General features: G+C 70.9%; 28 protein-coding genes and 3 pseudogenes. 22 read left to right on the top strand and 9 right to left on the bottom strand.

Annotated features, from left to right (window positions below):
* Positions 1-181: 181 nt before the first annotated feature.
* On the bottom strand, positions 182-1,705 hold the full coding sequence (locus ACWDEW_RS44435) for an FAD-dependent monooxygenase (RefSeq protein WP_450521395.1): 1,524 nt from the start codon (positions 1,703-1,705) through the stop codon (positions 182-184).
* 128 nt (positions 1,706-1,833) lie between these two features.
* Between ACWDEW_RS44435 and ACWDEW_RS44440 the strand changes: the two genes are divergently transcribed.
* Complete coding sequence (locus ACWDEW_RS44440; RefSeq protein ID WP_450521397.1) at positions 1,834-2,499, top strand: class I SAM-dependent methyltransferase; 666 nt, start codon at positions 1,834-1,836, stop codon at positions 2,497-2,499.
* 70 nt (positions 2,500-2,569) lie between these two features.
* Here ACWDEW_RS44440 and ACWDEW_RS44445 read toward each other — a convergent pair whose 3' ends face one another.
* Positions 2,570-3,436 (bottom strand): CBS domain-containing protein, encoded by an 867-nt coding sequence (locus tag ACWDEW_RS44445; protein WP_450521399.1) that lies wholly within the window; start codon positions 3,434-3,436, stop codon positions 2,570-2,572.
* A gap of 183 nt (positions 3,437-3,619) precedes the next feature.
* Here ACWDEW_RS44445 and ACWDEW_RS44450 point away from each other — a divergent pair, with 183 nt between their 5' ends.
* The 9 genes from ACWDEW_RS44450 to ACWDEW_RS44490 are packed head-to-tail and all read left to right on the top strand — an operon-like array spanning position 3,620 to position 11,360.
* Positions 3,620-4,078 (top strand): hypothetical protein, encoded by a 459-nt coding sequence (locus tag ACWDEW_RS44450; protein WP_450521401.1) that lies wholly within the window; start codon positions 3,620-3,622, stop codon positions 4,076-4,078.
* A gap of 10 nt (positions 4,079-4,088) precedes the next feature.
* On the top strand, positions 4,089-5,015 hold the full coding sequence (locus tag ACWDEW_RS44455; protein WP_450521403.1) for a hypothetical protein: 927 nt from the start codon (positions 4,089-4,091) through the stop codon (positions 5,013-5,015).
* The gene (locus ACWDEW_RS44460; RefSeq protein ID WP_450521405.1) at positions 4,999-6,435 is read left to right on the top strand and encodes a V-type ATPase 116kDa subunit family protein; all 1,437 of its coding nucleotides are present in this window, start codon (positions 4,999-5,001) and stop codon (positions 6,433-6,435) included. The genes ACWDEW_RS44455 and ACWDEW_RS44460 overlap by 17 nt, the downstream gene beginning before the upstream one ends.
* Positions 6,432-6,854 (top strand): ATP synthase subunit C, encoded by a 423-nt coding sequence (locus ACWDEW_RS44465; RefSeq protein WP_450521407.1) that lies wholly within the window; start codon positions 6,432-6,434, stop codon positions 6,852-6,854. The genes ACWDEW_RS44460 and ACWDEW_RS44465 overlap by 4 nt, the downstream gene beginning before the upstream one ends.
* Before the next feature lie 2 nt (positions 6,855-6,856).
* Positions 6,857-7,078 (top strand): hypothetical protein, encoded by a 222-nt coding sequence (locus ACWDEW_RS44470; RefSeq protein WP_450521409.1) that lies wholly within the window; start codon positions 6,857-6,859, stop codon positions 7,076-7,078.
* Positions 7,075-7,602, top strand: coding sequence for a hypothetical protein (locus ACWDEW_RS44475; RefSeq protein WP_450521411.1), 528 nt, complete (start codon positions 7,075-7,077; stop codon positions 7,600-7,602). Before ACWDEW_RS44470 ends, ACWDEW_RS44475 begins: the two co-directional genes overlap by 4 nt.
* On the top strand, positions 7,599-9,335 hold the full coding sequence (locus ACWDEW_RS44480; RefSeq protein WP_450521412.1) for a V-type ATP synthase subunit A: 1,737 nt from the start codon (positions 7,599-7,601) through the stop codon (positions 9,333-9,335). The genes ACWDEW_RS44475 and ACWDEW_RS44480 overlap by 4 nt, the downstream gene beginning before the upstream one ends.
* Positions 9,332-10,735 carry a V-type ATP synthase subunit B gene (locus ACWDEW_RS44485; RefSeq protein WP_450521413.1) on the top strand — a complete coding sequence of 468 codons (1,404 nt, stop codon included), beginning with the start codon at positions 9,332-9,334 and terminating at the stop codon, positions 10,733-10,735. The genes ACWDEW_RS44480 and ACWDEW_RS44485 overlap by 4 nt, the downstream gene beginning before the upstream one ends.
* 4 nt (positions 10,736-10,739) lie before the next feature.
* Positions 10,740-11,360: a V-type ATP synthase subunit D gene (locus tag ACWDEW_RS44490; RefSeq protein WP_450521415.1), complete on the top strand. Its 621-nt coding sequence runs from the start codon at positions 10,740-10,742 to the stop codon at positions 11,358-11,360.
* Positions 11,361-12,177: 817 nt separating this feature from the next.
* Here the strand turns inward: ACWDEW_RS44490 and ACWDEW_RS44495 are convergent.
* Complete coding sequence (locus tag ACWDEW_RS44495; RefSeq protein ID WP_450521417.1) at positions 12,178-12,306, bottom strand: hypothetical protein; 129 nt, start codon at positions 12,304-12,306, stop codon at positions 12,178-12,180.
* Positions 12,307-12,464: 158 nt separating this feature from the next.
* Positions 12,465-13,238, bottom strand: a complete 774-nt coding sequence (locus ACWDEW_RS44500) for a hypothetical protein (RefSeq protein ID WP_450521419.1) — start codon at positions 13,236-13,238, stop codon at positions 12,465-12,467.
* 233 nt (positions 13,239-13,471) lie between these two features.
* Between ACWDEW_RS44500 and ACWDEW_RS44505 the strand changes: the two are divergent.
* Together ACWDEW_RS44505 and ACWDEW_RS44510 are read left to right on the top strand one after the other, a co-directional pair.
* A pseudogene (locus ACWDEW_RS44505) lies at positions 13,472-13,864 on the top strand (PD-(D/E)XK nuclease family protein); the annotation flags it as partial.
* Positions 13,865-14,093: 229 nt separating this feature from the next.
* Entirely contained in the window at positions 14,094-14,477 is a 384-nt protein-coding gene (locus ACWDEW_RS44510) for a MarR family winged helix-turn-helix transcriptional regulator (RefSeq protein WP_450521487.1), read from the top strand.
* Positions 14,478-14,480: 3 nt separating this feature from the next.
* On the opposite strand, the pseudogene ACWDEW_RS44515 reads toward ACWDEW_RS44510, so the two are convergent.
* Positions 14,481-14,852: pseudogene (locus ACWDEW_RS44515) on the bottom strand (NAD(P)/FAD-dependent oxidoreductase); the annotation flags it as partial.
* Entirely contained in the window at positions 14,849-15,262 is a 414-nt protein-coding gene (locus ACWDEW_RS44520; protein ID WP_450521421.1) for an arsenate reductase ArsC, read from the bottom strand. The gene ACWDEW_RS44520 and the pseudogene ACWDEW_RS44515, both read right to left, overlap by 4 nt.
* 93 nt (positions 15,263-15,355) lie before the next feature.
* Between ACWDEW_RS44520 and ACWDEW_RS44525 the strand changes: the two genes are divergently transcribed.
* The 3 genes from ACWDEW_RS44525 to ACWDEW_RS44535 are packed head-to-tail and all read left to right on the top strand — an operon-like array spanning position 15,356 to position 17,809.
* Positions 15,356-15,664 (top strand): ArsR/SmtB family transcription factor, encoded by a 309-nt coding sequence (locus ACWDEW_RS44525; protein WP_450521423.1) that lies wholly within the window; start codon positions 15,356-15,358, stop codon positions 15,662-15,664.
* Positions 15,661-16,443 carry an aquaporin gene (locus ACWDEW_RS44530; RefSeq protein WP_450521425.1) on the top strand — a complete coding sequence of 261 codons (783 nt, stop codon included), beginning with the start codon at positions 15,661-15,663 and terminating at the stop codon, positions 16,441-16,443. The genes ACWDEW_RS44525 and ACWDEW_RS44530 overlap by 4 nt, the downstream gene beginning before the upstream one ends.
* A gap of 58 nt (positions 16,444-16,501) precedes the next feature.
* On the top strand, positions 16,502-17,809 hold the full coding sequence (locus tag ACWDEW_RS44535; protein WP_450521426.1) for a hypothetical protein: 1,308 nt from the start codon (positions 16,502-16,504) through the stop codon (positions 17,807-17,809).
* A 299-nt stretch (positions 17,810-18,108) separates the two neighbouring features.
* Here the strand turns inward: ACWDEW_RS44535 and ACWDEW_RS44540 are convergent, their stop codons facing one another.
* Positions 18,109-18,486, bottom strand: a complete 378-nt coding sequence (locus ACWDEW_RS44540) for an ArsR/SmtB family transcription factor (RefSeq protein ID WP_450521428.1) — start codon at positions 18,484-18,486, stop codon at positions 18,109-18,111.
* Between the two features lie 146 nt (positions 18,487-18,632).
* Between ACWDEW_RS44540 and ACWDEW_RS44545 the strand changes: the two genes are divergently transcribed.
* Together ACWDEW_RS44545 and ACWDEW_RS44550 are read left to right on the top strand one after the other, a co-directional pair.
* A complete protein-coding gene (locus tag ACWDEW_RS44545) occupies positions 18,633-19,997 on the top strand; it encodes an NAD(P)-binding domain-containing protein (protein ID WP_450521430.1) in 1,365 nt (454 codons plus the stop codon).
* Positions 19,998-20,078: 81 nt separating this feature from the next.
* Positions 20,079-20,372, top strand: coding sequence for a transposase (locus ACWDEW_RS44550; RefSeq protein WP_450521432.1), 294 nt, complete (start codon positions 20,079-20,081; stop codon positions 20,370-20,372).
* A gap of 32 nt (positions 20,373-20,404) precedes the next feature.
* On the opposite strand, the gene ACWDEW_RS44555 is transcribed toward ACWDEW_RS44550, so the two are convergent.
* Entirely contained in the window at positions 20,405-20,893 is a 489-nt protein-coding gene (locus ACWDEW_RS44555; RefSeq protein ID WP_450521434.1) for a MarR family winged helix-turn-helix transcriptional regulator, read from the bottom strand.
* An 86-nt stretch (positions 20,894-20,979) separates the two neighbouring features.
* On the opposite strand from ACWDEW_RS44555, the gene ACWDEW_RS44560 reads away from it, so the two are divergent.
* Together ACWDEW_RS44560 and ACWDEW_RS44565 are read left to right on the top strand one after the other, a co-directional pair.
* Positions 20,980-21,567, top strand: a complete 588-nt coding sequence (locus ACWDEW_RS44560; RefSeq protein ID WP_450521436.1) for an NADPH-dependent FMN reductase — start codon at positions 20,980-20,982, stop codon at positions 21,565-21,567.
* The gene (locus tag ACWDEW_RS44565; protein ID WP_450521438.1) at positions 21,536-22,270 is read left to right on the top strand and encodes an IS5 family transposase; all 735 of its coding nucleotides are present in this window, start codon (positions 21,536-21,538) and stop codon (positions 22,268-22,270) included. Before ACWDEW_RS44560 ends, ACWDEW_RS44565 begins: the two co-directional genes overlap by 32 nt.
* Here ACWDEW_RS44565 and ACWDEW_RS44570 read toward each other — a convergent pair.
* Positions 22,207-22,609, bottom strand: a pseudogene (locus ACWDEW_RS44570) (transposase); the annotation flags it as partial. The gene ACWDEW_RS44565 and the pseudogene ACWDEW_RS44570 sit on opposite strands and share 64 nt — an antisense overlap.
* A 48-nt stretch (positions 22,610-22,657) precedes the next feature.
* Between ACWDEW_RS44570 and ACWDEW_RS44575 the strand changes: the two are divergent.
* From ACWDEW_RS44575 to ACWDEW_RS44585, 3 genes are read left to right on the top strand one after another with little or no spacing between them, the layout of a single operon-like run.
* On the top strand, positions 22,658-23,545 hold the full coding sequence (locus ACWDEW_RS44575; RefSeq protein WP_450521440.1) for an aminotransferase class I/II-fold pyridoxal phosphate-dependent enzyme: 888 nt from the start codon (positions 22,658-22,660) through the stop codon (positions 23,543-23,545).
* Between the two features lie 35 nt (positions 23,546-23,580).
* The gene (locus tag ACWDEW_RS44580; RefSeq protein ID WP_450521442.1) at positions 23,581-24,474 is read left to right on the top strand and encodes a dihydrodipicolinate synthase family protein; all 894 of its coding nucleotides are present in this window, start codon (positions 23,581-23,583) and stop codon (positions 24,472-24,474) included.
* Between the two features lie 2 nt (positions 24,475-24,476).
* Positions 24,477-24,908: a hypothetical protein gene (locus ACWDEW_RS44585; protein WP_450521444.1), complete on the top strand. Its 432-nt coding sequence runs from the start codon at positions 24,477-24,479 to the stop codon at positions 24,906-24,908.
* Positions 24,909-25,567: the final 659 nt, after the last annotated feature.

Here is a 25,567-nt window from a genome sequence, read left to right on the forward strand (position 1 = left end):
GAGTCCGATTCCTCCCCGGCCTGAAGGCCGGGGCATCCTCGGAGGTTCCAGGTGACCAGGAAACGGGTCGGGCAACCGGGGCCTGTCGGCCTTCACCCCGCGCCTTCCCCGGCACTCACCTCTACCTCCACGAACCCGGTGACGCCTCGGACGGTGCGTTCCCACGCCTCTCACCGTGGCGTCATTCGCGCCGCAGCCACCGGTCGAGGTACCCGCTCAGTCCGTCCACACCGGCGCCGCGCGCGACATAGCCGAGGTGGCCGTCGGGGCGTACGAGCCCGTGAGCAACGCCCGGCCAGGGGCTCTGCTCGCCGAGTCGGTGAACGGTGAGCACATCGGCACGGCCCGTCAGGACCGCGGCGAGCCGCCCGTCGGGCCAGAGGTGCGGCGGGCCGGCCAGCAGCAGGTGCCAGCCCGGCCCCGCGGTCCGTGCCTGGAGCCCGCGCGGCAGGTCGGGCAGCCGGTCACCGGCATGTGGACCGTGTCCCGGGGGCCGCGAGCCCGAAGCGGAGGCAGGACTGCGCCGGTAGTGGATGCCCAGCTCCGACACCGTACGGAAGACCCGCCCGCGAGGCCCCCTCGCGCGCACCGCCAGCGGCACCAGACGCGGAGCGAGACGCGTGCGGGCGAGGCGGACGGCCGGGTTGCCGCTGGTGGCGACGGTGAAGGCACGGTCGGTGAAGCGCAGCACGCTGCGGCCGACCGGGGCGCGCTCGGCCTCGTACGTCTCCAGCAGTTCCTCCGACGCGCGGCCCTGGCACACGAGGGCGAGCTTCCAGCCCAGGTTGAGGGCGTCCTGGATGCCGGTGTTCATGCCCTGAGCGCCGGCCGGGCTGTGGATGTGGGCCGCGTCCCCGGCGAGGAAGAAGGGCCCCGAGCGGTAGTGGGTGGCGCCGCGGTTGTGGAGCCGGAAGTCGGTCATCCACACCGGGTCGCGCAACGTGGGCCGGTCGCCGGCGTATCGGGCGGTGAGCTCCTGCAGGAGTCTGAGATTCACCTCGGTCTCCGGGGCGCCCGGCGGCCGCATCGCGAGCAGCCGCCAAGTGGCCGGTGAACCCAGGGGGAAGAAGAACAGCATCCCGGCCCCGGTCATGTACGTGTGCACCGCTCCGGGCTCCAGCCCATCGACCTCCAGGTCGGCGAGCAGGAAGGTCTGCGGGTAGGCGTACCCGTAGAAGCCGATGCCCGCCTGGGCCCGCACGGTGCTGTGCGCACCGTCGCAGCCCACGACGTACGTCGCCTCCACGGCCTCCTCGGTGCCGTCGCCGCGACGGAGGCGACAGGTGACGGCCGAGCCCGCGCGCTCCAGACGGACCAGCTCCGTGCCTCGCTCCACGTCCACGTCCTTGCCCCTCAGATGCTCCGAGAGGACGCTCTCGGTCTCCGCCTGTGAGAGGAACAACAGGAAGGGGTATGCGGTGTCGGCCAGTCCGATGTCGAACAGCGGAATATGCACCACCCGGTGCGGCAGATGCATCTTCAGCTGCATCGCGGGGTTGCCGCGCCCGACCAGTTCGTCGGTCACCCCGAATGGGGCGAGCACTTCCAGAGTGCGTGGCTGGACGGCCAACGCGCGCGACTCATGGGCCCGGTCCAGGGAGCGGTCGACGATCCGGAAAGTGGTCCCGTAGGTCCGCAGTTGCAGGGCGAGGGCCAGCCCGGTGGGTCCTGCGCCGACCACGAGCACGTCCAAAGGAGCCGTCATGGATCCACGGTAGTGCTCGGCCGGTTCGATGCCTCCCGCCCGTCGTACGGGCGCTCATGGGAAGCGACCGCGCCTGCTGAAGAGACACGGAGTCCACCCCTGACGCAGGCGGCGGGAAGGGTGCCGGCATGTCGAAGTACGAACGGGAGCTGGCCGAGGCCCAGCGCGAGCACTGGCAGCAGACCTACGGCGAGCACCCCGGCATGTACGGGGAGGAGCCGTCCGAACCGGCCGTCCACGCCGCGAAAGTGTTCCGGGCCATCGGCGCCCGTGACGTTCTGGAGCTGGGCGCCGGGCACGGCCGCGATGCCCTGTTCTTCGCCCGCGAGGGCTTCACCGTGCCGGCCACCGACTTCAGCCCGTTCGGCCTGGAACAACTGCGCGAGGCCGCCCACGCCAAGGGCGTCGCCGGACGGGTCACCGCTCAGGTGCAGGACGTCCGTCAGCCGCTCCTGCTCCCGCATGCCTCGGTGGACGCCGTCTTCGCTCACATGTTGCTCTGCATGGCGCTCTCCACTCAGGAGATCCACGCCCTGGTCGCCGAGGTCCGCCGGGTGCTACGGCCGGGTGGCGCTTTCGTCTGCACCGTCCGGCACACCGGTGACGCGCAATACCGGGCCGGTACGTGGCACGGCGACGACATCTGGGCGCACGGTGGCTTCGCCTTCCACTTCTTCCCCCGCGCCTTGGTCGACCAGCTCGGCGAGGGCTGGAACCTTCAGGAGGTCCACGCGTTCGAGGAGGGCGGCCTGCCGCGGCGGTTGTGGCGGGTTGTCCAGACCGTGCCACGGTGACTCGGAATGATGAACCAGATCACCATTCACATACGCCCTATGCCCTGGGGCGTGGTACGGCTCCTACAGCTCATACCGCAACGAGGTGGTCCGACACCGTGACCACATCCGCGATCTGTTCCACTGCCGTCCTCAGCTGCGGGATCAGCGCGGCGTCCAGCGTGCCCGTCAGCGTGACGACGCCGTTGAGGACCTGTACCTTCACGCGTGCCGGATCGATGCCCAGCTCGCCCTCGATGACCACGGCGACGACTTCCGCGCGGATGGCCGCGTCGTCCCGGACAAGAGCCTCCAGCAGCTCACTGCGGCTGACGACGCCCACCAGGCGTCCCTTGTGGTCGGTGACGAACAGCTGCCGGATCCGGGAGCGGGCCGCTGTGCGCGCCGCAACGACAACCGAAGTCCAGCTGTGGACGGTGAGCGCCGGCGCGGACATCAGCGTGGCAGCCGTCTCTGCCGCATCCACGGGACGTTGCCGTCGGTGCAGCATGCGGTCGAACGCGCCCGGGCGATCGCCCGCGGCAAGGGATGCCGCCCGGGCGAGAAGGTCGGACTCCGTGATCACGCCGATCACCCGCTGGTCGTCGTCCACCACGGGCACGGCCCCGGTCTGCCGGCGGGCCAGCATCCGGGCGACGTCCAGGAACGGTGTGTCGGCGGAAATTCCGACGACGGACCGCCGCATGACGTGACTCACCTGAAGATCCGCGATCGACTTCGCCTGCTCATGGTGGTGGGTGCTCCTGCCATTCGCCTTCTCGGCGGGGAGCGCTGACTCGGCGGTGCTCGCCGTGTGTGAGTCGGAGGCCATGGCCTGCAGGTAGCGCACCATCATGTCCTGACGGAACTCCTCGGCCGGTGCCGGGGCGAAGGCCGGCACAGCGCGCTGTGCCTCTGCCGACGCGGCCGCATGTTCGCGTGCCTCTCGGTCACTCATGGCTACCTCCCACCGTGCGTGGAGACCACAGCCCCCTGTCTTCTCACCGTCTCGCCGGCGCATCGGCCGTGAAAGGGCCGATCGGCCCCTTCCGTGAGGCAAACAGCCCTAGAGAGGCTTTCGCGACCTTCGTAACGTGAGAGTGGGCCACGGTGAACGCCGACGTCGAGCCTGGAGGTTCTCATGCTCGGGTTTCGAGAGTTCCGGATCCGTCTTCGGCCGGCCGGTTCACCCGGCCCGGCCGCACCGGGAGGTGTCCCTGCCGACCGGTCGGCCGAGTTCACGGCGGAGCTTGAACCCCTGCTCGCGCAGTGGGACGACACTTCGGCCGAGGCCGACCGGATCCGTGCCACCGCCATGCGGGACGCGGCGGAGCGACGCCGCGCCGCGGCCCTGCGAGCCGATGGCGTGGTGCGGGCCGCCCGGGAACAGGCCCTGGAAGTCAGAGGCGAGACCGCGACCCGGATCCGGCGAGAAGCCGCTGCCGAGGCCGCACGGACCGAGGTCGCGTCACGGCGGACGGTGGAAAGGCTGCGCGAGAGGGAGGGGGAGCGCGCCCCGGCCTTCGTGGCCCGCATCGTGGCGCGGGTGGCCGGTGAACTGACCGTGGTCCAAGGTCCCGAACGGCGTGGACCGGACTAGGAGGGTTGCGATGGGCGCGGGCTGGGTCGCGGGGGTGACGCGCGCCAGGTCCATGGCCGTGGGACGCCTGGGCCTGGAACGGGTGCGCGAGCTGGCGGACACGGGCACCCTGCCCGACGCCCTGCGCGCACTGGCCGGCACCCCGTACCGGCGAGCCCTCGACGTGGAGGCCGAGTCCGCCGAGGCCGGGCGGGCGGTCTTCGCCGCCCTGCTGTGGCAGCTAAGGGTGCTCGCTGGCTGGCAACCCCGCCTCGGTGTCGCCGCCCTGCGCCAGTTGGCGTCCGGCTTCGAGATTGCGAACACCAGCGATCACCTGCGTGCCCTGTCCGGAGAGCCGCGGCCCGCGCCGTACCGGCTGGGCGCACTGTCGACTGCCTGGCCCCGGCTGGCCCGGACCACGTCTCCGGGCGAGGTGAGGGCCGTACTGACAGCTTCCGCGTGGGGAGACCCCGGGGGCGAGTCGGCGTCAGCGGTGGTGACCGGGATGCGGTTGTCGGCGGCCGCCCGCCTCATGACCGACGTTCCGCAGACGGCCCGGTGGGCGGCGGGCGACGCCGCGCTGCTGGTGGCGCGCGAGACCTTCTTGCTGGGCCGTGGCCCCGCTGAACGGGCCACGGCGTATGCCGAGCGGATCCTGGGCCGGTCCGCCGTACGGGCCTCGTCCTACGGCGACTTCCGCACCCGTCTGCCGTCGGCGGCCCGCTGGGCGCTGGCGGACACCGAGCAGCCCAAGGACCTGTGGCGGGCCGAGACCCGCTGGTGGCACACCGTCGAGAAGGACGGACTGCGGATGCTGCACAGGGCGCGCCTCGACGTGACACCGGTCGTGGGCGCGACCGCAGTGCTGACCGTCGACGCGTGGCGGGTGCGTGCCGCCCTGGTGGCCGCCGCACACGAGGGCCGGGCGCGGGAGGACTTCGATGACCTCCTGGAGTGAATCCCTGACACCGGCGGCACCCGTCCGCATGCAGCGGGTGGCCGTCGTCGCCCCCCGCGACGCGCTGCGCGACGTACTGGTGCGGGTCGCCGACGCGGGCTGCGTGGAACTGGACCGCGCCGACGACGCGGCCCGGGCCACGGGCCCGGCGGCACGCGTACTTCAGACGCTGCATGCCGAGTCCGTCACGCCTCTGCTCTCCCGCACGGTGCCCGATCTCAACGTTCTCCAGAGCCAGGACCGGGCCGACCTCCTGGCGGGCGAGGCGCAACTCGAAACGTACAGCGCGACCGCGGTGCGGCACGGCGAGGTGGCCGCACTGGCCGGCTGGTGCCCACTGACCGAGGTGCCCGGGCTCGGCAGCGTTCTGGCCGCCGCAGGAGGCGCCGTCGTGCCCCTGCGCGCACCGCGCGGCATCGATCCGCCGACCCAACTGCCCACCACGGGCCCGGTACGGCGCTCCCTCGTGCCGCTGGTGCGCACCTACGGGACGGTCCCGTACGCCGACGTCGACCCCACGCTGCCCGCCGGAATCGCCTACGTCGTCATGTTCGGGATGATGTTCGGCGACGCGGGCCATGGCGCGCTGCTGCTCCTCGGCGCGCTGCTGCTGAGGCGCGGACACCCCCGCCGACTCGCGTCGCTGCGTCCTGTATGGCCTTTCGTCGCCGGGGCCGGTCTGGCGAGCACCCTGGCCGGATTCGCCTACGGGGAGTTCTTCGGCCCCACCGGCGTGCTGCCGGTGCTGTGGCTGAATCCGCTCGACGCGCCCGTGCGGCTCCTGGCGAGCGCCGTCGGATTCGGCGCGATTCTGCTCGCCCTGGCCTACGCCGCGGGTATCGCCAACCGCTGGCGGGAGAGCGGACCCGCCGGAGCACTGTACGCGCCGTCCGGCATCGCCGGTGCCGCCGTGTTCCTGGGGTTCGCACTGGTCGCCGGGGGAGTGCTCCTGCACGCGCCGGTGCTCACGGTCGGCGGCTCGGTCACCGTTCTGGCGGGGCTGCTGCTGGCCGGCACCGGGCTCTTCGCGGCATCGGGAGGCGGTGCCTCCGGCGGCCTGCAGACCGGGATCCAACTCTTCGACGTAGTGGTCCGGATCGGGTCGAACACGATCTCCTTCGCGCGGCTCGCGGCGTTCGGGCTCACGCATGCCGCGCTCGGCGGGATCGTGTGGCAGGGCACGACCGACCTGGCCCGGGGCGGGCCTGTGATGCTCGTCGCCGCGCTCCTCGTCTTCCTCCTCGGCAATGCGCTCGCCTTCGCGCTGGAGGCACTGGTCGCCGGCGTCCAGGCCCTGCGCCTGGAGTTCTACGAGCTGTTCTCCCGTGTCTTCGACACCGAGGGCCGGCCCTTCCGACCCTGGCATGTACCCACGCAAAACGCACTTCCCGTACTCCATGAAACGGAGGCGACGACATGATCGCCTGGCTGATCGCGCTACCCGTGCTCGTCGCGGCGTTCGCCGTCACCCGCCGGCTGCTGCGCCGCCGCAGTCCGGGGGTGCTGCGGTCGGTCCTCGCGGCGGACGCGGCACTGTTCACCGGAGCCCTCGTGCTCCTGCTGGTTGCGCTGAGCGGCGGTTCGGCGCAGGCCCATACCGCCGCCGAGGCCGCGCAGAGCTCCGGTTCCAATTCCGCGGCGCTCATCGGCGCCGCCATCGCGGTCGCTGGTGCCTCGATCGGAGCGGCGATCGCCGTCGCCTACACCGGCGCCGCCGCGCTGGCGGTGATGAGCGAGCGCCCCGAACTCTTCGGCCGGGCCATGGTCATCGTCGGCCTCGCCGAGGGCATTGCCATCTACGGACTGGTCGTCGCCATCATCCTGCTCGGGAAGACCTGACCATGGCACACGTCGCAGCGATCGGGGAGCGGTTGCGCATCGCCGGACTGGCGTCCGCGGGCGTCGTCCTGCGTCCCGCGGAGGAACCGGAAGCAGTGCGCACGGCCTGGCACGGTCTCACGCCGGACGTGGAACTGGTCATCGTCACGCCGACCGCGGCCGAGGCACTCGGCGAAGGACTGGTGGACGGGCAGGGCCCGCTCATCGCGGTGATGCCGCCATGAGGACCTCACTCCCCCCGGAAGCCGACGCCGCGCTCGATCCGGTCCGGACACATCTGCTGCGGGCCGCCAGAGCCGAAGCCGAGGCCCTGCTGGCCGAGGCGGACGCTCATGCCGCGGTCGTACTCGCCGACGCCGAGGGCCAGGCCGCGGCGATTCTCGCCGATGCCCGAAGGCTGGGCGAAGCCGACGCCGCGACCGCCCGCGACGCCGCCCGCACCCGCAGCCGCAGGGCTGCCCGCGCCCGTGAGCTCGCCGCCCGCCGCGCGTGCTGGGAGGAGCTGGGCCGACTGGTCGTGACCGGTGTGGAGGACCTGCGCAGGACCGATTCCTACCCGGTCCTCCGCGCCCGGCTGACCGCGCACGTCCGCGACGTGCTGGGCCCCGACGCCCGCGTCACCGAGGCCCACGGTGGAGGCGTGGTCGGCGAGGCGGGGGGACGCAGGATCGACTGCAGTCTGGCCGCGTTCGCGCGCCGGGCACTGGAGCGGATCGGCACGGAGGCGGAGGAGTTGTGGGCGCCATGACATTCGAACCGCATGGTCGCGGACGCGTGCTGCGAGTCACCGGGCCGCTCGTCGAGGCCGAGGACATCGGAGGCACGGCGATGAGCGACCTGGTCGCGCTCGGCGACGCCGGGCTGCCCGGGGAGGTCGTCGCGATCCGCGACCGGGTCGTCACCGTCCAGGCGTACGAATACACGGGCGGTCTGGCCCCTGGTGCACCGGTGCGCCCGCTCGGCAGACCGCTGTCGGCGCCGCTCGGACCGGGGCTCCTGGGCGGCATCTTCGACGGGCTGCTGCGCCCGCTGGCGGCAGCGGGCGCCTGGCTGGAGCCCGGAGGCGTCGGCCGACCGGACGGTCGGCGGCCCGAGTGGGCGTTCGTGCCGCAGGTCGCAGCGGGCGACTCCGTCGCGCAGGGGGGCGTCCTCGGTCAGATCCAGGGTGCGGGGCCGGTTCCGCTACGGGTCCTGGTGCCGCCCGGCTGTACCGGCCCGGTGGACCACATCGCGCGCGCGGGCCGCCACCCCGCGGACGCGGTCGTCGCGTCCGTGGCGGGCACCCCGGTCCGGATGGCGACCGACTGGCCCGTCCGGCGGCCCCGCCCCGTCCGGGAACGTCTGGGGTCCGGCAGGGCGCTGGGCACCGGGCAGCGGGTCCTCGACCTGCTCTTCCCGGTGGCCCTGGGCAGTACGGTCGCCGTCCCCGGCGGCTTCGGCACCGGCAAGACGGTACTGCTGCAGCAGATCGCCAAGTGGTGTGACGCGGACGTCATCGTCTACGTCGGCTGCGGTGAGCGCGGCAACGAAATGGCCGACGTCATCGACGAGTTCACCGCGCTCACCGACCCGCGCACCGGCGGCCGCCTCGCCGACCGGACCGTGATCATCGCCAACACGTCCAACATGCCGATGATGGCCCGCGAGGCGAGCATCTACACCGGCGTCACGGTCGCCGAGTACTTCCGTGACATGGGCCTGGACGTCGTCGTCATCGCCGACTCCACCTCCCGGTGGGCCGAGGCGCTGCGCGAGTTCGCCTCCCGCACCGGCGCCCTGCCCGCCGAGGAGGGCTATCCGGCGGGCCTCGCCTCGGCCCTCGCCGCGTTTTACGAACGGGCGGGAGCGGTGACCACCCTGGGCGGCCGCAACGGCTCGGTGACGGTGATCGGCGCGGTGTCCCCGCCCGGCGGGGACATGACGGAACCGGTCACCGCCCATACCCAGCGTTTCGTGCGCTGTCTGTGGACCCTGGACCGCGAACTTGCCTACGCCCGCCACTACCCGGCCGTCTCCTGGGCCGAGTCGTTCTCCCGCGACGCCGAGGCCCTCGGCGCCCGCCATGCCGCGACGGACGACCCGGACTGGCCCGCCCGCCGCGCGCGGGTGGCGGGCCTGCTCGCCGAGGCCGACCGGCTCACCGACCTGGTCGACCTGGTAGGCATCACCGCACTGCCCGCACAGGAGCGGATCAGCGTCCTGGGCGGGCGGCTCGTGCGCGAGGGCGTGCTGCAGCAGAGCGCACTGTCCGAACGTGACTCCTACAGCGGCGTGGAGAAGACGGCCGCGCTGTCCGAGGCGGTGCTGGCCGTCGTCGACCGGTGTCGCGAACTCGCCGACTCCGGGATACCGGCGGCGCACGTCGAGGCCGTCGACTTCTCTCCCGTGCTGCGCGCCCGCGAGGAGGCGGGCCCGAACGACTCGGCGACCGTGGACGGGCTGCGCCAGACCATGCTCGACCGGCTCAGGGAGGTGTCGTGAGCAGCACTGACGACCGCGGCGACTGGGGCCGCGTCGAATACACCTCGGTGCGCGAACTGCGCGGACCCCTCGCGGTCGTCGACAAGGTGGAGGGGGTCGGCTGGGACGAGTTCGTGCTGTTCACGCTCGACTCGGGGGAGCAGCGGCACGGAGTCGTCCTGGAAGTCGACCGCGGCACGGCGGTGGTGCAGGTGCTGGAGGACACCGCGGGCATCGATCCGGAACTGATCCGGGCCGCCTTCACCGGAGCGCCGCTGCGAGTGCCGGTGGGCGCCGGCTGGCTTGGCCGGGTCTGCAACGGCCGCGGTGAACCCCTCGACGGAGGCCCGCCCGTGTTCGGCGCCGCCGCCTCGGCGGTGGGCGGCCGTCCCATCAACCCGGTACGCCGCGAACCGCCCGCCGAACTGGTGCTGACCGGGATCAGCGCCGTCGACGCCCTGACCACCCTCGTACGAGGGCAGAAGCTGGCCGTGTTCTCGGCGGCCGGTCTTCCGCACCTAGAGCTGGCCGCGCAGATCGCTGCCCAGTCGACGGCCGGCGGAGAGCCGTTCTGCGTGGTCTTCGCCGCCATGGGGGTGACACACGCGGACGCCGACTTCGTACGCGACGCGCTGGAGGGACGGTCTGCCGCGGGCGAGTTGGTGCTGCTGCTCAACACCGCCGACGACCCCGTGATCGAACGTATTCTCACCCCGCGCATCGCGCTGACCGTCGCCGAGCAGCTGGCCTTCGGCGAGGGCCGGCACGTGCTGGTGGTCATGACGGACATGACGAGCTACGCCGAGGCACTGCGCGAGGTGTCCGCGGCCCGCGGTGAGATACCGGCCCGTCGCGCCTATCCCGGCTACCTCTACAGCGACCTGGCGTCCCTGTACGAACGGTGCGGGCGTATCCGGGGCCTGCCGGGATCCGTCACCTTGCTGCCGCTGCTCACCATGCCCGCGGGCGACATCACGCATCCGGTACCGGACCTCACCGGCTACATCACGGAGGGCCAGATCGTGCTCTCGCGCGAAATGCACGCCAGGGGCGTCTATCCGCCGGTGGACGCGCTGTCCTCGCTGTCCCGGCTGATGCGCAAGGGTGCCGGTCCGGGCCGTACCCGTGACGACCACCTCGACGTCGCCGCCCAGCTGCTGGCCGCCCTGGACCGGGCCAGGCAGATCAAGGAGCTGGCCGACCTCGTCGGACAGGCGGCCCTCAGCCCCACCGACCGCCGCTACCTCGATTTCGACGAGGCGTTCGCCCGGGGGCTCATGGCCCAGCAGCGGGACGAACTGCGCACGCTGGAGCAGACCCTGGAGCGCGCCTGGCAGGTACTGCTCACCCTGCCTCGCAGCCAACTGGCCATGCTGCCCGCCGAGTTCCTCGACGCGCACGGCGCGACAGAGAGCGGGTGATCCCATGGCGGACCCGCGCATCCCGCCCGGACGTGCCGGCCGGATGAGGCTGCGCCACAGCCTGGAGGTCGCGCGGCGTGGAGCGGACCTGCTCGACCAGAAACTGCGCATCCTGCGCGTCCGGCACCAGGAGCTGCTGCGCGCCGAGCACATCGCGCGGGATAACTGGCACGAGAGTCTGGGGGAGGCCGAGACCTGGCTACGGCGCGGTGTGCTCCTCGGCGGCGAAGAGTCCCTGGACCCGCTGCCCACGACGCGTCCCGCCGAGGTGGAGATCGTCTGGACGTCCACGATGGGCGTACGGCACCCGCAGACCGCGTCCTGCACGGTGCCGGAGCGGGAAGCGGACGCACCGGCGCCCGCGTACACCGCACTGATCCATGCCGAGGCCGCCTACGCAGAAGCCCTGCGGGACGCTGCCCACTACGCCGTCATCCGCGCCGCGGCACGCGCCGTCGGGGCCGAGGTACTCAGCACCAGGCAGCGCGTGCGCGCCCTGCGGCGCCACTGGATCCCGCGACTGGAGCAGGCGCTGGCCCGCGTCGACCTCGCCCTGGAACAGAGCGAGCACGAGGACGCGGTGCGCCGGCGCTGGGCCGCTCGTGTCCTTCAGGACGGTTTGTGACGGCAGCAGGCGGCAGCGCGCCCATGGCTGCGAATCTCGTCGTCGCGACCACCGGCGAAGACAAGCACAACCTCGTAGTCAGACTCCTCGCGCCTTGCTTCCGGCAGCTTCCGGTCGGCTGCCGGCACCTTGTCGACGGCGGATCGGTGACCTGCGAGGCGGCGTCGGACGTGTGCTGTTGTCCGAGCGCCGTCACGGCTTGGCGGGACTCGCCAACCGGACGATGTCGTCGGAGTGGACGTCGTGGAGCCGGATGGCGAGATCTTCCAGGGCGCGGCCGGCGGCAGGTTCCGCCGATCTCCGGAATGGAACGATCGATCGGGTTGTGGCAGGCCGTTCCCCTGACGGCACGTGCGTGCGTGTCGCCGCTTTCTTCGGTGAGGTAGATCGCATGGTCCACCGCTTGTTTCCATCGTGCTCACCCCCTGCTGGAGGGGGCGCGGGGCGGCTCCTGCCTCTGCTCGTCAGCCTGTACCCCTCCTCACGGGTGGTCCAGGGCCGAACGGCCCGCCTGTAAAGCGTCATCGTCCACACTCCCGGGCGGTGTCTCCGGCTCGTGAGGGCCGTCCGGCTGTAATGATGGAGGGTACGGCTCTCCTTGCGCAGGATGTCGGCCGGCGGCAGGTGACGGCCGTCGTCGTGCCGGGTTATGGCTGGGGGAGGGTTGTCGGAGGAGGGTCGGCCGCACCTCGGAATTCGACGGGCGGCCTGGACAGCCTGGCGGGCAGGGCGGTGAAGGCCGGCAGGACCCCGCCCGCGGCGACGCACGCTGCGACGGTGAGGCCGAGGCTCATGCCGCTGACGAAAGCCGAGCGGGTTAGCTCCGCGAGCATCCGCCCGGACGCTCCGCCCACGCCTCCGGCCAGTTCGAGTGCGGGCCGAGCGAGCCGAGCACGCTGTCCGACGCGTCGTGCGGCAGCCGGTACGGCGCCAGCGGCGGGCTCATGCGGTCCTGGTAACTGGTGGTCAGCAGCCTTCCGGCTGAGCCGCCCACCCGGCCTCTTGACCCGGTTCTGACCGGACGGCGATCGAGAATTCGCCCGTGCTTCATGCGCTCGTCCACAAGCGCGGCGGCCTCATGGGGGGGTTCCGGCCGTGGGCTGGTCACGAGGGGTGATGGTTCACACGTCCGTCGTCGGTCACCTCGTACAGGTCGATGTGCACCACTCGTCGGATGTGGGCCGGGACGCGCCGCGCATGCCACAGCGAGGATGTCGGTACGACGAGCGCGTAGCGGATGCTCGGGGAGTCGCTCGTCATGCGGCGCAGCAACTGGCCGTAGGCGATGTCGGCGTCGATTCCCTTCTCCTGGGTGCGGCCCTTCGCCTCCGCGATCAGCCGCTCTTCGCCGCGTACGGCCTCGACGTCGGTCCACTGGTCCGTGGGGCTGACTGTCGTCCAGCCGTCGGCGATCAGATGACGGCGGAAGGCATCGGTGACGCGGTCCTCGTCGCTCACCGGTGCGAGGATCGTCTGTACCGCCTGCAGGTCCGTGTCTCTGTTTCGGCGTAGGCGTCCCCTGGAGTCGGCGTCGAGGTCGGCGGGCCGGATCACCGCCAGGCGGATCCCGTGCTGTGGGATCAAGGTGTCGCGACGGACGTCGTAGAGCGCGCGCTGCTCCCCGCGGTGCACGCCGCTGACGGTGAGCCGGTCCGGCTTGTCGAAGTGCGGCACCGGCCGGTCGTGCTGGATCTCCCGGTACTCGACCACCAGGTGCTGACCGGGCCAGTACGCGTCGACCGGCAGCCTCATGCGCCGTCCGTTCGCCCCCGGGTCACCCAGCAGCCAGTCGAACCGGTGCTGGCGCAGGCCGCATTCGCCGAGCAGGTGGTCGCACAGATCGAGGACGTACGCCTCGTCGCTGTTGTCCCTTCCCATGCCGCCGAATGATGCCAGGCACGCAAGTACCGGCGAGTGGTCGCGGCACCTGGCACGGATAGGACGAGGGGAGATGGCTACCCTGGCCTGCCGGGTGCGTGCTCCCGGCGAGGCCAAGAGGGGCGGCTGTGCCCTTTGTACTGTGACCCTGCGGGAGGCGACGGGTGCCTGGCGGTTCATTCGCGGGACTCTCCGACCTGGTGGAGTCGCTGACCGGCGACGTGGTCTTCGCGATGTCGAGGGGCAGCAAGGAGCTGTTCCACAGCGACACGCTGGCCTGGTACGTGGAGCACCATCCGGTGCTGGGCGAGGCCCTGCTGGATACCTGGCTGATACCCGAGAGCGGTGACGGGTCCGGTCAGGTGCGGGTGCGGCGGGAGTGGCGGAACCTCGATCTTGTCGTGGAATACCCCGGTCGCAGTCCGCTGGTGATCGAGAACAAGGTGTTCTCGCTCCCGGACACCGACCAGTTGGACTCCTACGCCGACGGCAAGCTGCACGGGCTCGACCGTTCCGTCCTGGTGCTGCTGAGCCTGCTCGATCCCGGATGGCCGGGACAGACGTGGACGACACCGGCCGGGACGGCGTGGCACTGGCGCGGCTACGACGAGCTGTGCGCCGCGCTGCGTCCCTGCCTTCCGGAACTGCGCGGAGCGGACCGCTTCGGCGCCGACGTGTTCGAGCGCTGGCTCGGCCTGATCGGCACCCTCGTGGACCTGAGCGCCGAGGTCGGTACGCCCGCCCCGTTCTTCCGGACAGGCTCCGTACGCACGCCTGCTCACCGAGGCCATCACCCGGCTGCGCCGCGCGCTGAGGGCCTCGATCCGCACCGACTACCCGTGGGAGACCCTCCCCATGGCCCAGGTCGAACTGCTTCAGGTACTCGGCGAACACTCCCCGGCCCGCGTCAGCGATCTCGCCTCCCGTCAGCGCCTAGCCCCCAGCACTGTCAGCGGGCTGATCGGACAGATGATCACTGCGGGGCTGGTCGTACGTGACGTCGACAAGGTCGACCGCCGCGCTTCCGTGGTCACCCTCACCGACGCCGGACGGGAGCAGCTCGCCGCCTGGACCGCCGCCCACGAGCGCCGCATGGACGCCGCGCTCGCCGCCCTCGACGGCGCCGAGCGCCGGGCGATCTCGGGCGCACTTCCGGCCCTCTTCCGGCTCGCCGAGAACCTTGGCGAGCCGGAAGAGGGTGCGGCGGACGGTGCCCTTGGGGACGGCACGCTTCCGTAGGTGCTTGCGGTGCTGCGAGCCGGTCGCCACGATGACGGACTTGGCGCGGTGGACCGTACCCGCCGAGTCGGTGACGGTCTTCACCGTGCCGGTGAGGTCGACCTCGACGATGTCGTCGGGGACGAGTTCGGCGCCGAAGCATTCGACCTGGGCCCGCATGTTGTCCATCAGGTCCGGGCCCATGATGCCTTCGCGGAAGCCGGGGAAGTTCTCCACCTCGGTCGTCTGCACCAGCGCGCCGCCGGCCGTGACCGCGCCCTCGAAGACCAGCGGCTTCAGCGAGGCGCGGGCGGTGTAGAGGGCGGCCGTGTACCCGACCGGACCGGAGCCGATGACGTTGCGGACGTCCCCGGCCGTGTCGGTCGCGGTGCTCACGCCTGGGCCTCCGGCGCGATCTCTTTGATCAGGCCCTCGACTAGCACCTTGATCTCGTCGCGGATCGGGCGGACGGCCGCGACGCCCTGGCCCGCCGGGTCCTCCAACGTCCAGTCCAGGTACCGCTTGCCGGGGAAGACGGGGCAGGTGTCGCCGCAGCCCATGGTGATGCAGACGTCCGACTCCTTCACCGCGTCCACAGTGAGCATCTTCGGCACTTCGGCGGAGATGTCGATGCCCACCTCGGCCATGGCCTCGACGGCGGCCGGGTTGACGCCCGCGCCCGGGTTGGAGCCGGCGGAGCGGACCTCGACGCGATCCCCGGCCAGATGGGTCAGCCACGCGGCGGCCATCTGGGAACGGCCGGCGTTGTGGACGCAGACGAACAGCACGGAGGGCTTGTCGGACATCAGAGGTCTCTCACTTGTCTCACGACGACATCAGGCACAAATGACATCAGCACCTGGTGATGTCAGCCACCACTGATATGAAAATATCAGTCCATGCTGACGTCAGTCGACACTGATCTGATCCGGGTTCTGGCCGACCCGCTCAGGCTCCAGATCGTGACCCTGCTCGCCCAAGAGACGCTGTGCACCACCCACCTCGTGGAGGAGACCGGTGCCAAGCAGACCAATCTCTCGAACCACATGAAGGTGCTGCGCGAGGCCGGGGTCGTCGAGACAGAGCCGTGCGGCCGGTACACCTACTACCGGCTCAAGCCCGACGTCCTCGCGTCACTCGCGGGCCAGTTCGCCGAGCTGGCCGAGTCCGCGCGCGCCGCCGCCGAGAACAAGAGGGCCTGCCCATGACCGCCGCCGAAGCCGCCCTGCCCGCGCAGTCCGCGACACCCGCTCCAGCACCCAATACCGTCGGGTCCGCACCGGGTGCCACCCCGCCGCGTACTCCCCTGGTCGCCCGGGCCGCCGCCGAACTCATAGGCACCGCCCTGCTGGTGGCGGTCGTGGTCGGCTCCGGTATCCAGGCCACCGAACTCACCAAGGACGTCGGCCTGCAGCTGCTCGCCAACTCCACGGCCACCGTCTTCGGTCTCGGCATCCTGATCCTCCTTCTCGGCCCGGTCTCCGGCGCCCACTTCAACCCGGTCGTCACCCTGGCCGAGTGGTGGACCGCGCGACGCGGCGGCGCCGGGGTCACCCTGCGCGAGGTGGCCGTCTATCTGCCCGCGCAGATCGTCGGAGCGATCGCGGGCGCGATCCTGGCGGACGCGATGTTCGCCGAGCCGCTCGTGAAGTGGTCCACACACGACCGTTCGTCCGGACACCTGCTGCTCGGCGAGGTGGTCGCAACGGCGGGCCTGATCCTGCTGATCTTCGGCCTCGCCCGCGCCGACCGCCTGCAGTACGCCCCCGTGGCCGTCGCCTCCTACATCGGCGCCGCGTACTGGTTCACCTCGTCGACGTCCTTCGCCAACCCGGCGGTGACCATCGGCCGCGCCTTCACCGACACCTTCGCGGGCATCGCGCCGGGCTCGGTCCTGGGGTTCATCGGCATGCAACTCGTCGGCGCCGTGGTCGGGTTGGCGCTGGTGGCGCTCATCTTCATGCCGGGCCGGAAAGTCGCCGAGTGATACGTACTACGAGAAAAGGGCAGGCGTCGGCTGCCGGGCGTTGCGTCTAACAGAGGGTGTGACGGATCAGGCTTCTCCCGCGTTGTGGCGGTTCATCCAGGACGAGGACCCCGACGCGTTCACGCTCATCGTGGAAACCGCGAACGGGCAGTACGTCCGGCGCATACGTCCGGCACTGCCCCTGCCGTCCGGCGTGGAGCACAGCACAGGTGCCGAGGTGGCGGCGCACACCGCCGCCGCCACCTGGGGACTGTCCGACTTCGTCTTCCAGCCCGCCTACGCGAGCAAGGGCTCCGGGCGACGCGAGCTCGGCGACCGGCTGCTGCTCGCCGGCGGACGCGGAGCGGTGATCCAGGTCAAGGCACGCACGATCCGGCCCAAGGACGCGGACAGCGAGGTGGCCTGGATCCAGAAGGTGGCGACCAAAGCCGTGCGCCAAGCCAAGGGCACCGTGCGCCAGTTGCGGTTGCTGCCCGCCAACATGACCAACGGCCGTGATCGCACACTGTCCGTCGACGGCAACGCCTACGAGTGGATCGGGGTGTTCCTGCCGGACCACGAGCAGGTACCCGAGGGCACGAACTGCTCGCTGGAGCCGATCGGCATCCCCATGATCGCCCTGACCCGGCGGGACTGGGACTTCCTCTTCGACCAGCTGCGCTCCACCACCGCCGTCCTGGACTACCTTTTCCGCGCCGCCGGCGAACCTCCCGTAGCCCTGGGCGAAGAGCCCGTGCGGTACTACGAGTTCGCCGCGGCCGACGCCGCTGCACCTCCCGGCCCCCTCAACCCTGCGGTCGCCGAACTCGGCGGAACCTCCTACTCCACCCCGCTGCTCCCGCAGGCCCCGGTGGGGTCGGACCACGCGCATCGGGTCATGCGCATCATCATGGAGGACGTCGCCACCAGCGCCATCCGAACGCAGATCAGCGAGCCCAACAGGCAGCTCCTCCTCTCCGACCTGGACAAGCTGCCGGTCGGATCGCGCGCCGAGTGGGGACGACTGCTGCTGGACATGCTGGCCGACGTACGCGAGGCGCCCGACGGCGAGACCAAGTGGCGCTGGCGCCGCTCCATCGACCCGTCCGGCACCCGCCAGCTCATCCTCGGATGCACCGCGCGCTTCGGCCCCGAGGTGGAAGCCGCCTTCCAGTCGTACGTACTGCTGCGCCATCACCAGCTCCACCAGCAGACCGGCCTGGCCGAGCAAAGCTCCACCCTCGGCGTGCTGCTCACCCCGCGCCCCGATGGCAACAAGCCGTGGGACACCACCCTGGTGCGCACCGAGGGCGACAACGACCTGAGTTCCGAAGAGGTGGAGCGGTACACGCAGCTTTGGAACCCCCAGCCTGCCGAAGCCGCCTGAGTACGGTCTCCGGCGTTCAGTTGATGGTGGGACTGCGGCACTCGATGAGTACGGCGTCCCGCCACCGGCCGTGATGCCGACACGGGCGTTCGCACGTGCCGATGCCGCGGAAGCCGCCACGCTGGTGCAGCGCGACGCTGGCGGCGTTCTCGGGGAAGCTCCCGGACCGAATGGTTCGGATCCCGGCGGCCTTGGTGGAGTCGACCAACGCCTTGCAGCGCGCGGAGGCCACACCGCGCCCGCGAACGCCGGGGGGCGACGTACCGCGACGGTGCGCCCCTCTCGGCTGCCGGTCGCCTTCAGACCGAGGTCGGCACAATGGTCAGCAGTCTGCCCATCGCGGCCAGGACGGACGGCTCGACGCGGTAGTAGACCCAGGTGGCGCGCCGCTCGGAGGTGAGCAACCCGGCCTCCTTGAGCTTCTTCAGATGGTGGGAGACAGTCGGCTGCGACACGCCGACGTCGGAGATGTCGCACACGCACGCCTCGCCACCCTCGTGCGAGGCAACCAGGGAGAACAGCCGCAGCCGCACCGGATCACCGAGCGCCTTGAACATCCGCGCGGCCGTCTCGGCCTCCCCAGCCGTGAAGGGGCGCTCGGTCAGCGGAGGGCAGCACGGTGCCACGGCCTCGGAGACCTCGGGCTCCAGCAGCGGCAGCGCCTTCGTATTCGACATACATCTATGTTGACATACGTCGAACCAGCCTGGCGAGGCACCGTCGCTCGGTCAGATTCGATAAATGTCTATGTTGACGCTTGTCGATTCAGGTGTCATTCTGGCCGGGTAGAACATCGACAAACGTCGAAGTAAAGGAGAACCCGGTGAACGCGCTCACCACCGACCAGCTGCCCGTCGTGGTCATCGGCGCCGGCCCCATCGGCCTGGCTGCCGCCGCCCATCTCGTCGAGCGCGGCATCGAACCCCTGGTCCTGGAAACCGGCCCGGCCGCCGGGAGCGCCGTACGCGAGTGGTCGCACGTCCGCCTGTTCTCCACCTGGGGCGAGGTCACCGACCCGGCGGCCGAGAAGCTCCTCGCACCGACCGGCTGGGTGCGCCCCGACGCCTCCACCTACCCGACCGGCGGCGACTGGGCCGAGCGCTACCTCCAGCCCCTGGCCGACGTCCTCGGCGGCAAGGTCCGCTACGGCACGACGGTGACCGGAGTCGCTCGAGCCGGCCGCGACCGGATCGTCGACGCGGGCCGCGGCGAGCAGCCCTTCACCGTGCACATCCAGTCCGCCGACGGCCACGAGGAGCGGATCACCGCCCGCGCGGTCATCGATGCTTCCGGCACCTGGTCCACCCCCAGCCCGCTGGGAGCGGACGGCCTGCCCGCCCTCGGCGAGAAGACGGCGGCTGACCACATCGCCTATCGCGTCCCGGACCTCAAGGACCCGGCCGTGCGCGCCCGTTACGCGGGCAAGCGCACCGCCGTGGTCGGCTCCGGCGCCTCCGCCTTCACCGCCCTGGCTCTCCTCGCCGACCTGGCGAAGGACGAGGACGATACGCACGCGGTGTGGATCCTGCGCCGCGGCATCGGCTCGAACACGTACGGCGGCGGCGAAGCCGACCAGCTCCCCGCACGCGGCGCACTGGGCCTGCGCGCCAAGGCCGCCGTCGAGGCCGGTCACGCGAGCGCGGTCACGGGATTCCGTACACAGGCTGTGGAACACGACGGCGACCAGCTCGTCCTCGTCGCCGAGGACGGCCGCCGCCTCGACCCGGTCGACGAGGCCATCGTCCTGACCGGCTTCCGCCCGGATCTGTCCTTCCTCTCCGAACTCCGCCTCGGCCTCGACGAACGCCTCCAGGCCCCGACCGCGCTCGCCCCGCTCATCGACCCGAACGTCCACTCCTGCGGCACGGTCTACCCGCACGGCGTGAACGAGCTCTCCCACCCCGAACAGGGCGTCTACCTGGTCGGCATGAAGTCCTACGGCCGCGCCCCGACGTTCCTCGCCATGACCGGCTACGAGCAGGTCCGCTCCGTCACCGCCGCCCTCGCCGGAGACCAGGAGGCCGCCGAGCGCGTCGAGTTGACCCTCCCGGACACGGGTGTGTGCGGCGGCGCGGGCTTGTTCGATGAGCCGGAGAGCACCGAGCAGTCCGGGAGCGGATGCTGCGCCGCCCCGTCCACTCTCCAGATCGGCATCGGCGCCCCGGCCACCGCCGCCGGTGGCTGCTGAACTCCCCATCCACGCAAGGAGGTTCGCCATGTCCCTCCCCTCGTAGCGTGAAGGCCGTGACTGCAGGGGAAGTTGGGAGTCATGCTCCCCCGGCCGCTGCACGAGATCCAGATGAGCAGCCGGCTCGACCAGCGCACCGAGCAATGGCAGCGCCGCTACGCGATCCGCGCCGGCATCGAAGCCACTCTCTCGCAGAACGTCCGAGCCCACGGCCTGCGCCGTTCCCGCTACCGGGGCCTGGCGAAGACCCACGTCCAGCACGTTCTCACCGCCTTGGCCTGCAACGTCACCCGGGTCTCCGACTGGATATCCAGCACCACCAGAACCCGCCGCCGTACCACGCACTTTCACGCGCTATGCGCAGCCGTCGCATGACCTGGACAACATCACCAGCAGAGTCACTGGGTCTAGGACGCGCCGCCGTCGGCAGCCTCGCTGCGGTGCTGCTCCAGGCGAGCGACCGCTTGCTCGCTCCATGCCCGGATGACTGATGCCTGCTCGGGGGTCAGTGAGTCGAGGAAGTGGCGGCGGATGTTGCCGCCGTGCACGAGGATGGCGCTCTTGGCGGCGCGGCGGCCCTCGGCGGTCAGTCCGATCCCCGCGCGGCGACCATCGGCCCCGTACTGGGTGCGCTTGAGGAAGCCGCGTTTTTCCATGCGCGTCAGCTGATGTGAGACGCGGCTCTTGTCCCAGTCGAGCGACTCGGCGACCTCGCCGACACGCATCTCGCGTCCGGCGGCCTGCCACAGCGTCACCAGCACGCTGAACTCGGCCTTCGAGATGTCGCAGTCATGCTGGAGACCACGCTCCAGCTCCCTGGTGAGCAGGCGCTGCGCGCGCATCCAGGTATCCCAGAACTCCCACTCCTCAGGTTCCAGCGATTGAGTCTCCGTCATGTCGCCGAGGATATCGCGACCAGCAGAGTTGTCACTTCAACTCCCTCCAATCTAGAGTTGACGTGACAACTCTTGGAAGGAAGACCATGTCACTTCGCATCGCAGTCATCCTCGGAAGTACCCGCCCCGGACGCCGCGGCGACCAGATCGCCGCCTGGGCACTGGAGGCCGCCCGTGCCCACGGCGGCGCCGACTACGAACTCATCGACCTCGCCGACCACGACCTCGGCAACCTCGACGAGCCCGGCAACCCGAACTTCCAGCAGTACCAGCACGACCACACCCGCGCCTGGGGCGCACTCATCGACAGCTTCGACGGCTACGTCTTCCTCGTCCCCGAGTACAACCACTCCTACCCCGGAGCCCTGAAGAACGCCCTGGACTACGTCTACAGGGAATGGAACGACAAGGCCGCCGGGATCATCAGCTACGGCGGCTGGGTCGCCGGGGCACGGGCCGCCGAGGCGCTGCGGCTCGTCCTCGCCGAACTCCAGGTGGCCACGGTCCGGGCCCAGCCCACCATCTCGACACATCCCTCGTTCCACACCGGCACCTTCGTCCCCCAGGAGGGCCTCGACACCGCCGTGGGAGACATGCTCGACCAGGTGATCGCCTGGTCCGGCGCCCTGCGCGGGGTGCGCCATGCCAAGACGCAGACGCCCACGGCTGCATGAGGCCCAGTTCGTGACCGATCACGCGACAGGACGCGGCGAGCTGACGGACGCAGCATGGGAGGCGCTGAAGCCCCTGCTTCCAGCCACCGATGGACCAGGCCGTCCGTGGCGCGACCACCAGCAGGCAATCAACGGCGCGTTATGGCGGTTGCGCACCGGTGCTCCCTGGCGTGACCTGCCGGAACGCTACGGACCGTGGCAGACGGTCTATGAGCGGTTCGCCCGTTGGGAGCGGGACGGGACCTGGGCCCGCCTCCTGGAACAGATTCAGGCACGCGACGACTCCGTCGGAGCGGTGGAATGGACGGTGCCGGTGGACTCCACCATCAACCGCTCCCACCAGCACGCGGCCAGCGCCCGGAAAAGGGGGCGGGCGCGAGAGGCGGGCTGGAAGATTCGGCACGCTCGGCGGCCGACCAGGCACTGGGCCTCCCGCAGCGGGCTGACCACCAAAGTCCAGCTCGCCTGCGACGGCCGGGGCCTGCCCATGGCTGTCGTCCTCACCCCCGGCAACGTCAACGACTGCACCGTGTTCAAAGCGGTACTGGAATCTGTGCGGGTGCCTCGGGCCGGCGCCGGGCGTCTGCGGCAAAGACCCGACTCGGTCATCGCGGACAAGACATCCCACGCGGATAGGAGTCAAGCCGCAGCGGCGGAACATTCGTCCTGCGGATGGATCGGGAATGCCTTGAGCTCGTCGTAGAGTTGGCCGTGCTGGAGGCAATAGAAGAGCATGCCCATGAAGCGATTGAAGAGATTGCGTTGTGCAGCGACGTGCCGGTCGCCGGCTTCCCTGCGGCGGTCGTAATGGGCCCTGGCGCCTGCTGACTTGGTGAGCGAGACGAAGGCCCACACGTAGCCAGCGGCCGCCAGCCTCTGATTCTTTATCCTGCGGCTCATGACCGTGCGGCTCTTACCACTTGCCCGAGTAACTGGTGCACTTCCGGCGTATGCCTTGAGCGAGTCGGCGCCCGAAAATCGGGCCCGGTCGTCACCGATCTCCGGCCAGGACGCGGGCACCGGTTAAGGACTGGAGGCATGGGCCGGTGCCGACTTCGCCGAGGACATCGACCATCCGCTCCGCACGCTGGTGACGCACGGAGCGGTGGACGCCACCGAGCGGCTCCTGAACGCCCACCTCACCCGCGGCGACCTGGTCGCGATCGAGGACCCCTGCTTCCTGGCGAGCATCGGCACGCTGCGCCTCAACGGCTACCGCACCGTACCCGTCGGCGTCGACGGAGCCGGCCTGGGCCCCGACGCACTGCGGGCCGCCCTGGAAGCCGGCGCCCGCGCGGTCGTCTGCACACCCCGGGCCCACAACCCGACCGGCGCGAGCCTCACCGGGGAGCGGGCGGCCGACCTGCGCGCGATCCTCGCGGAGCACCCCCAGGTCCTTGTGATCGAGGACGACCACTTCTCGGCGGTCTCCGCGCGGCCGTACCACCGGATCACACCACCGAGCAGTACACGCTGGGCGCTGGTGCGGTCCGTGTCCAAGTTCCTCGGACCGGATCTGCGACTCGCCCTCGTCGCCGCCGACGCCGAGACCGCCGCGCGCCTGGAAGCGCGGCTGAGCGCCGGCACCACTTGGGTCAGCCGCCTGCTGCAGCACGTCACCCGGGAACTCCTCCTCGATCCCGGCGTCCACGAACTCCACGAACGGGCCCGCGAGGTGTACGCACGGCGCAGTGGCCTGCTCGTCGAGCGGCTGCACGCGCAGGGCATCGAGGTCCCGCACCGGCCCGACGGACTGAACGTATGGATCCAGTTCGACGTCGACGCACGGGCCGCGGTCGCCGCCCTGGCGCAACGGGGCTGGGCGGTGCGGCCCGGGCACCTCTTCGCGCCGGACCCGGCCGCCCACCAGGGCGCGATCCGCGTCACCTCCTCCACCGTCACCGAGCCGCAGGCCGAGGCCTTCGCCGCCGAACTCGCCGCTGTCGTCAAGGAATTGCGCTCGACGGCGGCCAACTGACCTTCACGAACGTCCCACCCACGCAAGGAGTCATCATGTTCCGCGGCCTGAGCGCCTTCCCCCTCACGCCCACCGGCGAGCAGGGCATCGACGAAACGGCGTACGCGGCGCTCGTCGCACGGCTCGCCGCCGCCGGCGTGGACTCCATCGGCGCGCTCGGCTCCACCGGCGGCTACGCCTACCTCACCCGCGAGCAGGGCGCCCACGCCGCGAAGATCGCGGTCGAGGCCGCCGACGGGGTACCTGTCATCGTCGGCATCGGCGCGCTGCGCACCTCGCACGTACGGGAGTTGGCCGAGGACGCCCAACGTGCGGGCGCCTCCGGAGTGCTGCTGGCCCCGATGACGTATCAACCGCTCACCGAGGACGAGGTGTTCGGCCTGTACGAGGACGTCACGCGTGATCTCTCCGTGCCGCTGTGCGTCTACGACAACCCCGGCACCACACACGTCCACTTCACCGACGAACTGCACGGCCGTATCGCACAGTTGCCGAACGTCGGCTCGATCAAGATCCCCGGTGTGCCCGACGACCCGCGCGAGGCCGAGCTCCGGGTCGCCGCGCTGCGCGCGCTGATCCCCGACACCGTCACCATCGGGGTGAGCGGGGACTGGACGGCAGCGCGCGGTCTGAACGCCGGGTGCGACGCCTGGTACTCGGTCATCGGCGGCACCTTCCCGCTGACCGCGCTCGACGTCACCCGCGCCGCCCAGCTGAACCACGCGGGCCCGGCGGCGGACCTCTCCGACCAACTTGAGCCGCTGTGGGCCCTGTTCCGCCGCCACGGCAGCCTGCGCGTCGTCTCCGCCGCCGCCTCCCACCTCGGCCTGACAGGAGAACCGAACCTGCCGCTTCCGCTGCGGGGACTGGACGAGACGGCCCGCCAGGAGGTCGTCGCCGCACTGGACACCCTCGGGCTCACCTCCTGAGCGTGAACGGAGTGAACTCGCCGCGCACGGCGAGCAGTTCACCGGGTTCGCGGGAGGGCTCGCCTCCGTCCGGACGGGGCGGGGGCGTGGGCGGCCTGGCGCGCTACGTCGTCGCCGCGGCCCTCGCCCGCACCGCCGACGGCGGAGCCGTGGTCGCCGTCGTGCTGCTCGTCACCTCGTCCGGCGGCTCCGGGACGCTCGCCGGGGTACTCGGCGCCTGCATCACCGCCCCGCACCTCCTCGGCCTCTTCGTCGCGCGGTCGCTGGACCTCGCCCGGGACGGCCGCAAGGTCATCGCGGCGGCCTGTCCGTCGCGGCCTACGCCCTCACCGGAATCCTCAACTCCTTCTTCTTCGCCTCCACCCTCGCGGTCCGCACGGAGTACGCGCCGAGCGGAGCGCGCGGCCAGGTCTTCATCTGGGTCGCGGCCCTGAAGATCACGTCAGGTTCCGCCGGCACGGCACTGGCCGGCTCGCTGACCGGGGTGTCCGTCAGACTGCCACTCGCCGTCGGTCTCCTGGCCTTCTCGGTTGCCGTCGTCGCCGCGACCGTTGAGACGCGCTTCGGGAAAGCCGACGACGAGCACCTGTGACCGCGCTGAGGGAATCGTCCTCGGAAACCGTCCACGGTCCAGGTATCCGCAATGCGGCGGCGGTCCTGGCAGTTCTGAGCATTTCGGATTCCGGCGCGGGCCTCGGCGTGATCGAGGATCCGTACCCGAACCGCGGAATGGGCGTCTCATGGCGTCGGGATGACCCGGTGCTGGGGGATTCTTGCCGGAACCATTGCCGCACCTACGGGTTGTACGACCGCTCCGAGAGGAACGCCGTCGACTCGACGTGTTTGCGGCCGGGTTTGCGCACAAGGGCAAGGCGGGTCGATCCGTTCCGGAAGCCGTGCATACCGCAGTAGTGCTGTCGCCGCATGCGCCTCTGTTGTGAACTTCGCTTTCAGAAAGTCCCGTTGACCTCGTTGACATGCCATCAGCGCACACGTTTCACTCGACACTCGTGCATGGCAACGTTGTCAGGCCGTCGGGGGCGACCGGAACTGTTGCCTGTCGTCGGCGTTCCGGGATCCCGGCGCGTCGGCA

Source organism: Streptomyces sp. NPDC001100, assembly GCF_053598575.1.

What these genes read in the sequence shown, in the direction of transcription:
- ACWDEW_RS44435 (WP_450521395.1), bottom strand. Translation starts at nt 1,705, where the DNA reads ATGACGGCTCCTTTGGACGTGCTCGTGGTCGGCGCAGGACCCACCGGG.
- ACWDEW_RS44440 (WP_450521397.1), top strand. Translation starts at nt 1,834, where the DNA reads ATGTCGAAGTACGAACGGGAGCTGGCCGAGGCCCAGCGCGAGCACTGG.
- ACWDEW_RS44445 (WP_450521399.1), bottom strand. Translation starts at nt 3,436, where the DNA reads ATGAGTGACCGAGAGGCACGCGAACATGCGGCCGCGTCGGCAGAGGCA.
- ACWDEW_RS44450 (WP_450521401.1), top strand. Translation starts at nt 3,620, where the DNA reads ATGCTCGGGTTTCGAGAGTTCCGGATCCGTCTTCGGCCGGCCGGTTCA.
- ACWDEW_RS44455 (WP_450521403.1), top strand. Translation starts at nt 4,089, where the DNA reads ATGGGCGCGGGCTGGGTCGCGGGGGTGACGCGCGCCAGGTCCATGGCC.
- ACWDEW_RS44460 (WP_450521405.1), top strand. Translation starts at nt 4,999, where the DNA reads ATGACCTCCTGGAGTGAATCCCTGACACCGGCGGCACCCGTCCGCATG.
- ACWDEW_RS44465 (WP_450521407.1), top strand. Translation starts at nt 6,432, where the DNA reads ATGATCGCCTGGCTGATCGCGCTACCCGTGCTCGTCGCGGCGTTCGCC.
- ACWDEW_RS44470 (WP_450521409.1), top strand. Translation starts at nt 6,857, where the DNA reads ATGGCACACGTCGCAGCGATCGGGGAGCGGTTGCGCATCGCCGGACTG.
- ACWDEW_RS44475 (WP_450521411.1), top strand. Translation starts at nt 7,075, where the DNA reads ATGAGGACCTCACTCCCCCCGGAAGCCGACGCCGCGCTCGATCCGGTC.
- ACWDEW_RS44480 (WP_450521412.1), top strand. Translation starts at nt 7,599, where the DNA reads ATGACATTCGAACCGCATGGTCGCGGACGCGTGCTGCGAGTCACCGGG.
- ACWDEW_RS44490 (WP_450521415.1), top strand. Translation starts at nt 10,740, where the DNA reads ATGGCGGACCCGCGCATCCCGCCCGGACGTGCCGGCCGGATGAGGCTG.
- ACWDEW_RS44495 (WP_450521417.1), bottom strand. Translation starts at nt 12,306, where the DNA reads ATGAGCCCGCCGCTGGCGCCGTACCGGCTGCCGCACGACGCGTCGGAC.
- ACWDEW_RS44500 (WP_450521419.1), bottom strand. Translation starts at nt 13,238, where the DNA reads ATGGGAAGGGACAACAGCGACGAGGCGTACGTCCTCGATCTGTGCGAC.
- ACWDEW_RS44510 (WP_450521487.1), top strand. Translation starts at nt 14,094, where the DNA reads ATGGCCCAGGTCGAACTGCTTCAGGTACTCGGCGAACACTCCCCGGCC.
- ACWDEW_RS44520 (WP_450521421.1), bottom strand. Translation starts at nt 15,262, where the DNA reads ATGTCCGACAAGCCCTCCGTGCTGTTCGTCTGCGTCCACAACGCCGGC.
- ACWDEW_RS44525 (WP_450521423.1), top strand. Translation starts at nt 15,356, where the DNA reads ATGCTGACGTCAGTCGACACTGATCTGATCCGGGTTCTGGCCGACCCG.
- ACWDEW_RS44530 (WP_450521425.1), top strand. Translation starts at nt 15,661, where the DNA reads ATGACCGCCGCCGAAGCCGCCCTGCCCGCGCAGTCCGCGACACCCGCT.
- ACWDEW_RS44540 (WP_450521428.1), bottom strand. Translation starts at nt 18,486, where the DNA reads ATGTCGAATACGAAGGCGCTGCCGCTGCTGGAGCCCGAGGTCTCCGAG.
- ACWDEW_RS44550 (WP_450521432.1), top strand. Translation starts at nt 20,079, where the DNA reads ATGCTCCCCCGGCCGCTGCACGAGATCCAGATGAGCAGCCGGCTCGAC.
- ACWDEW_RS44555 (WP_450521434.1), bottom strand. Translation starts at nt 20,893, where the DNA reads ATGACGGAGACTCAATCGCTGGAACCTGAGGAGTGGGAGTTCTGGGAT.
- ACWDEW_RS44560 (WP_450521436.1), top strand. Translation starts at nt 20,980, where the DNA reads ATGTCACTTCGCATCGCAGTCATCCTCGGAAGTACCCGCCCCGGACGC.
- ACWDEW_RS44565 (WP_450521438.1), top strand. Translation starts at nt 21,536, where the DNA reads ATGCCAAGACGCAGACGCCCACGGCTGCATGAGGCCCAGTTCGTGACC.
- ACWDEW_RS44580 (WP_450521442.1), top strand. Translation starts at nt 23,581, where the DNA reads ATGTTCCGCGGCCTGAGCGCCTTCCCCCTCACGCCCACCGGCGAGCAG.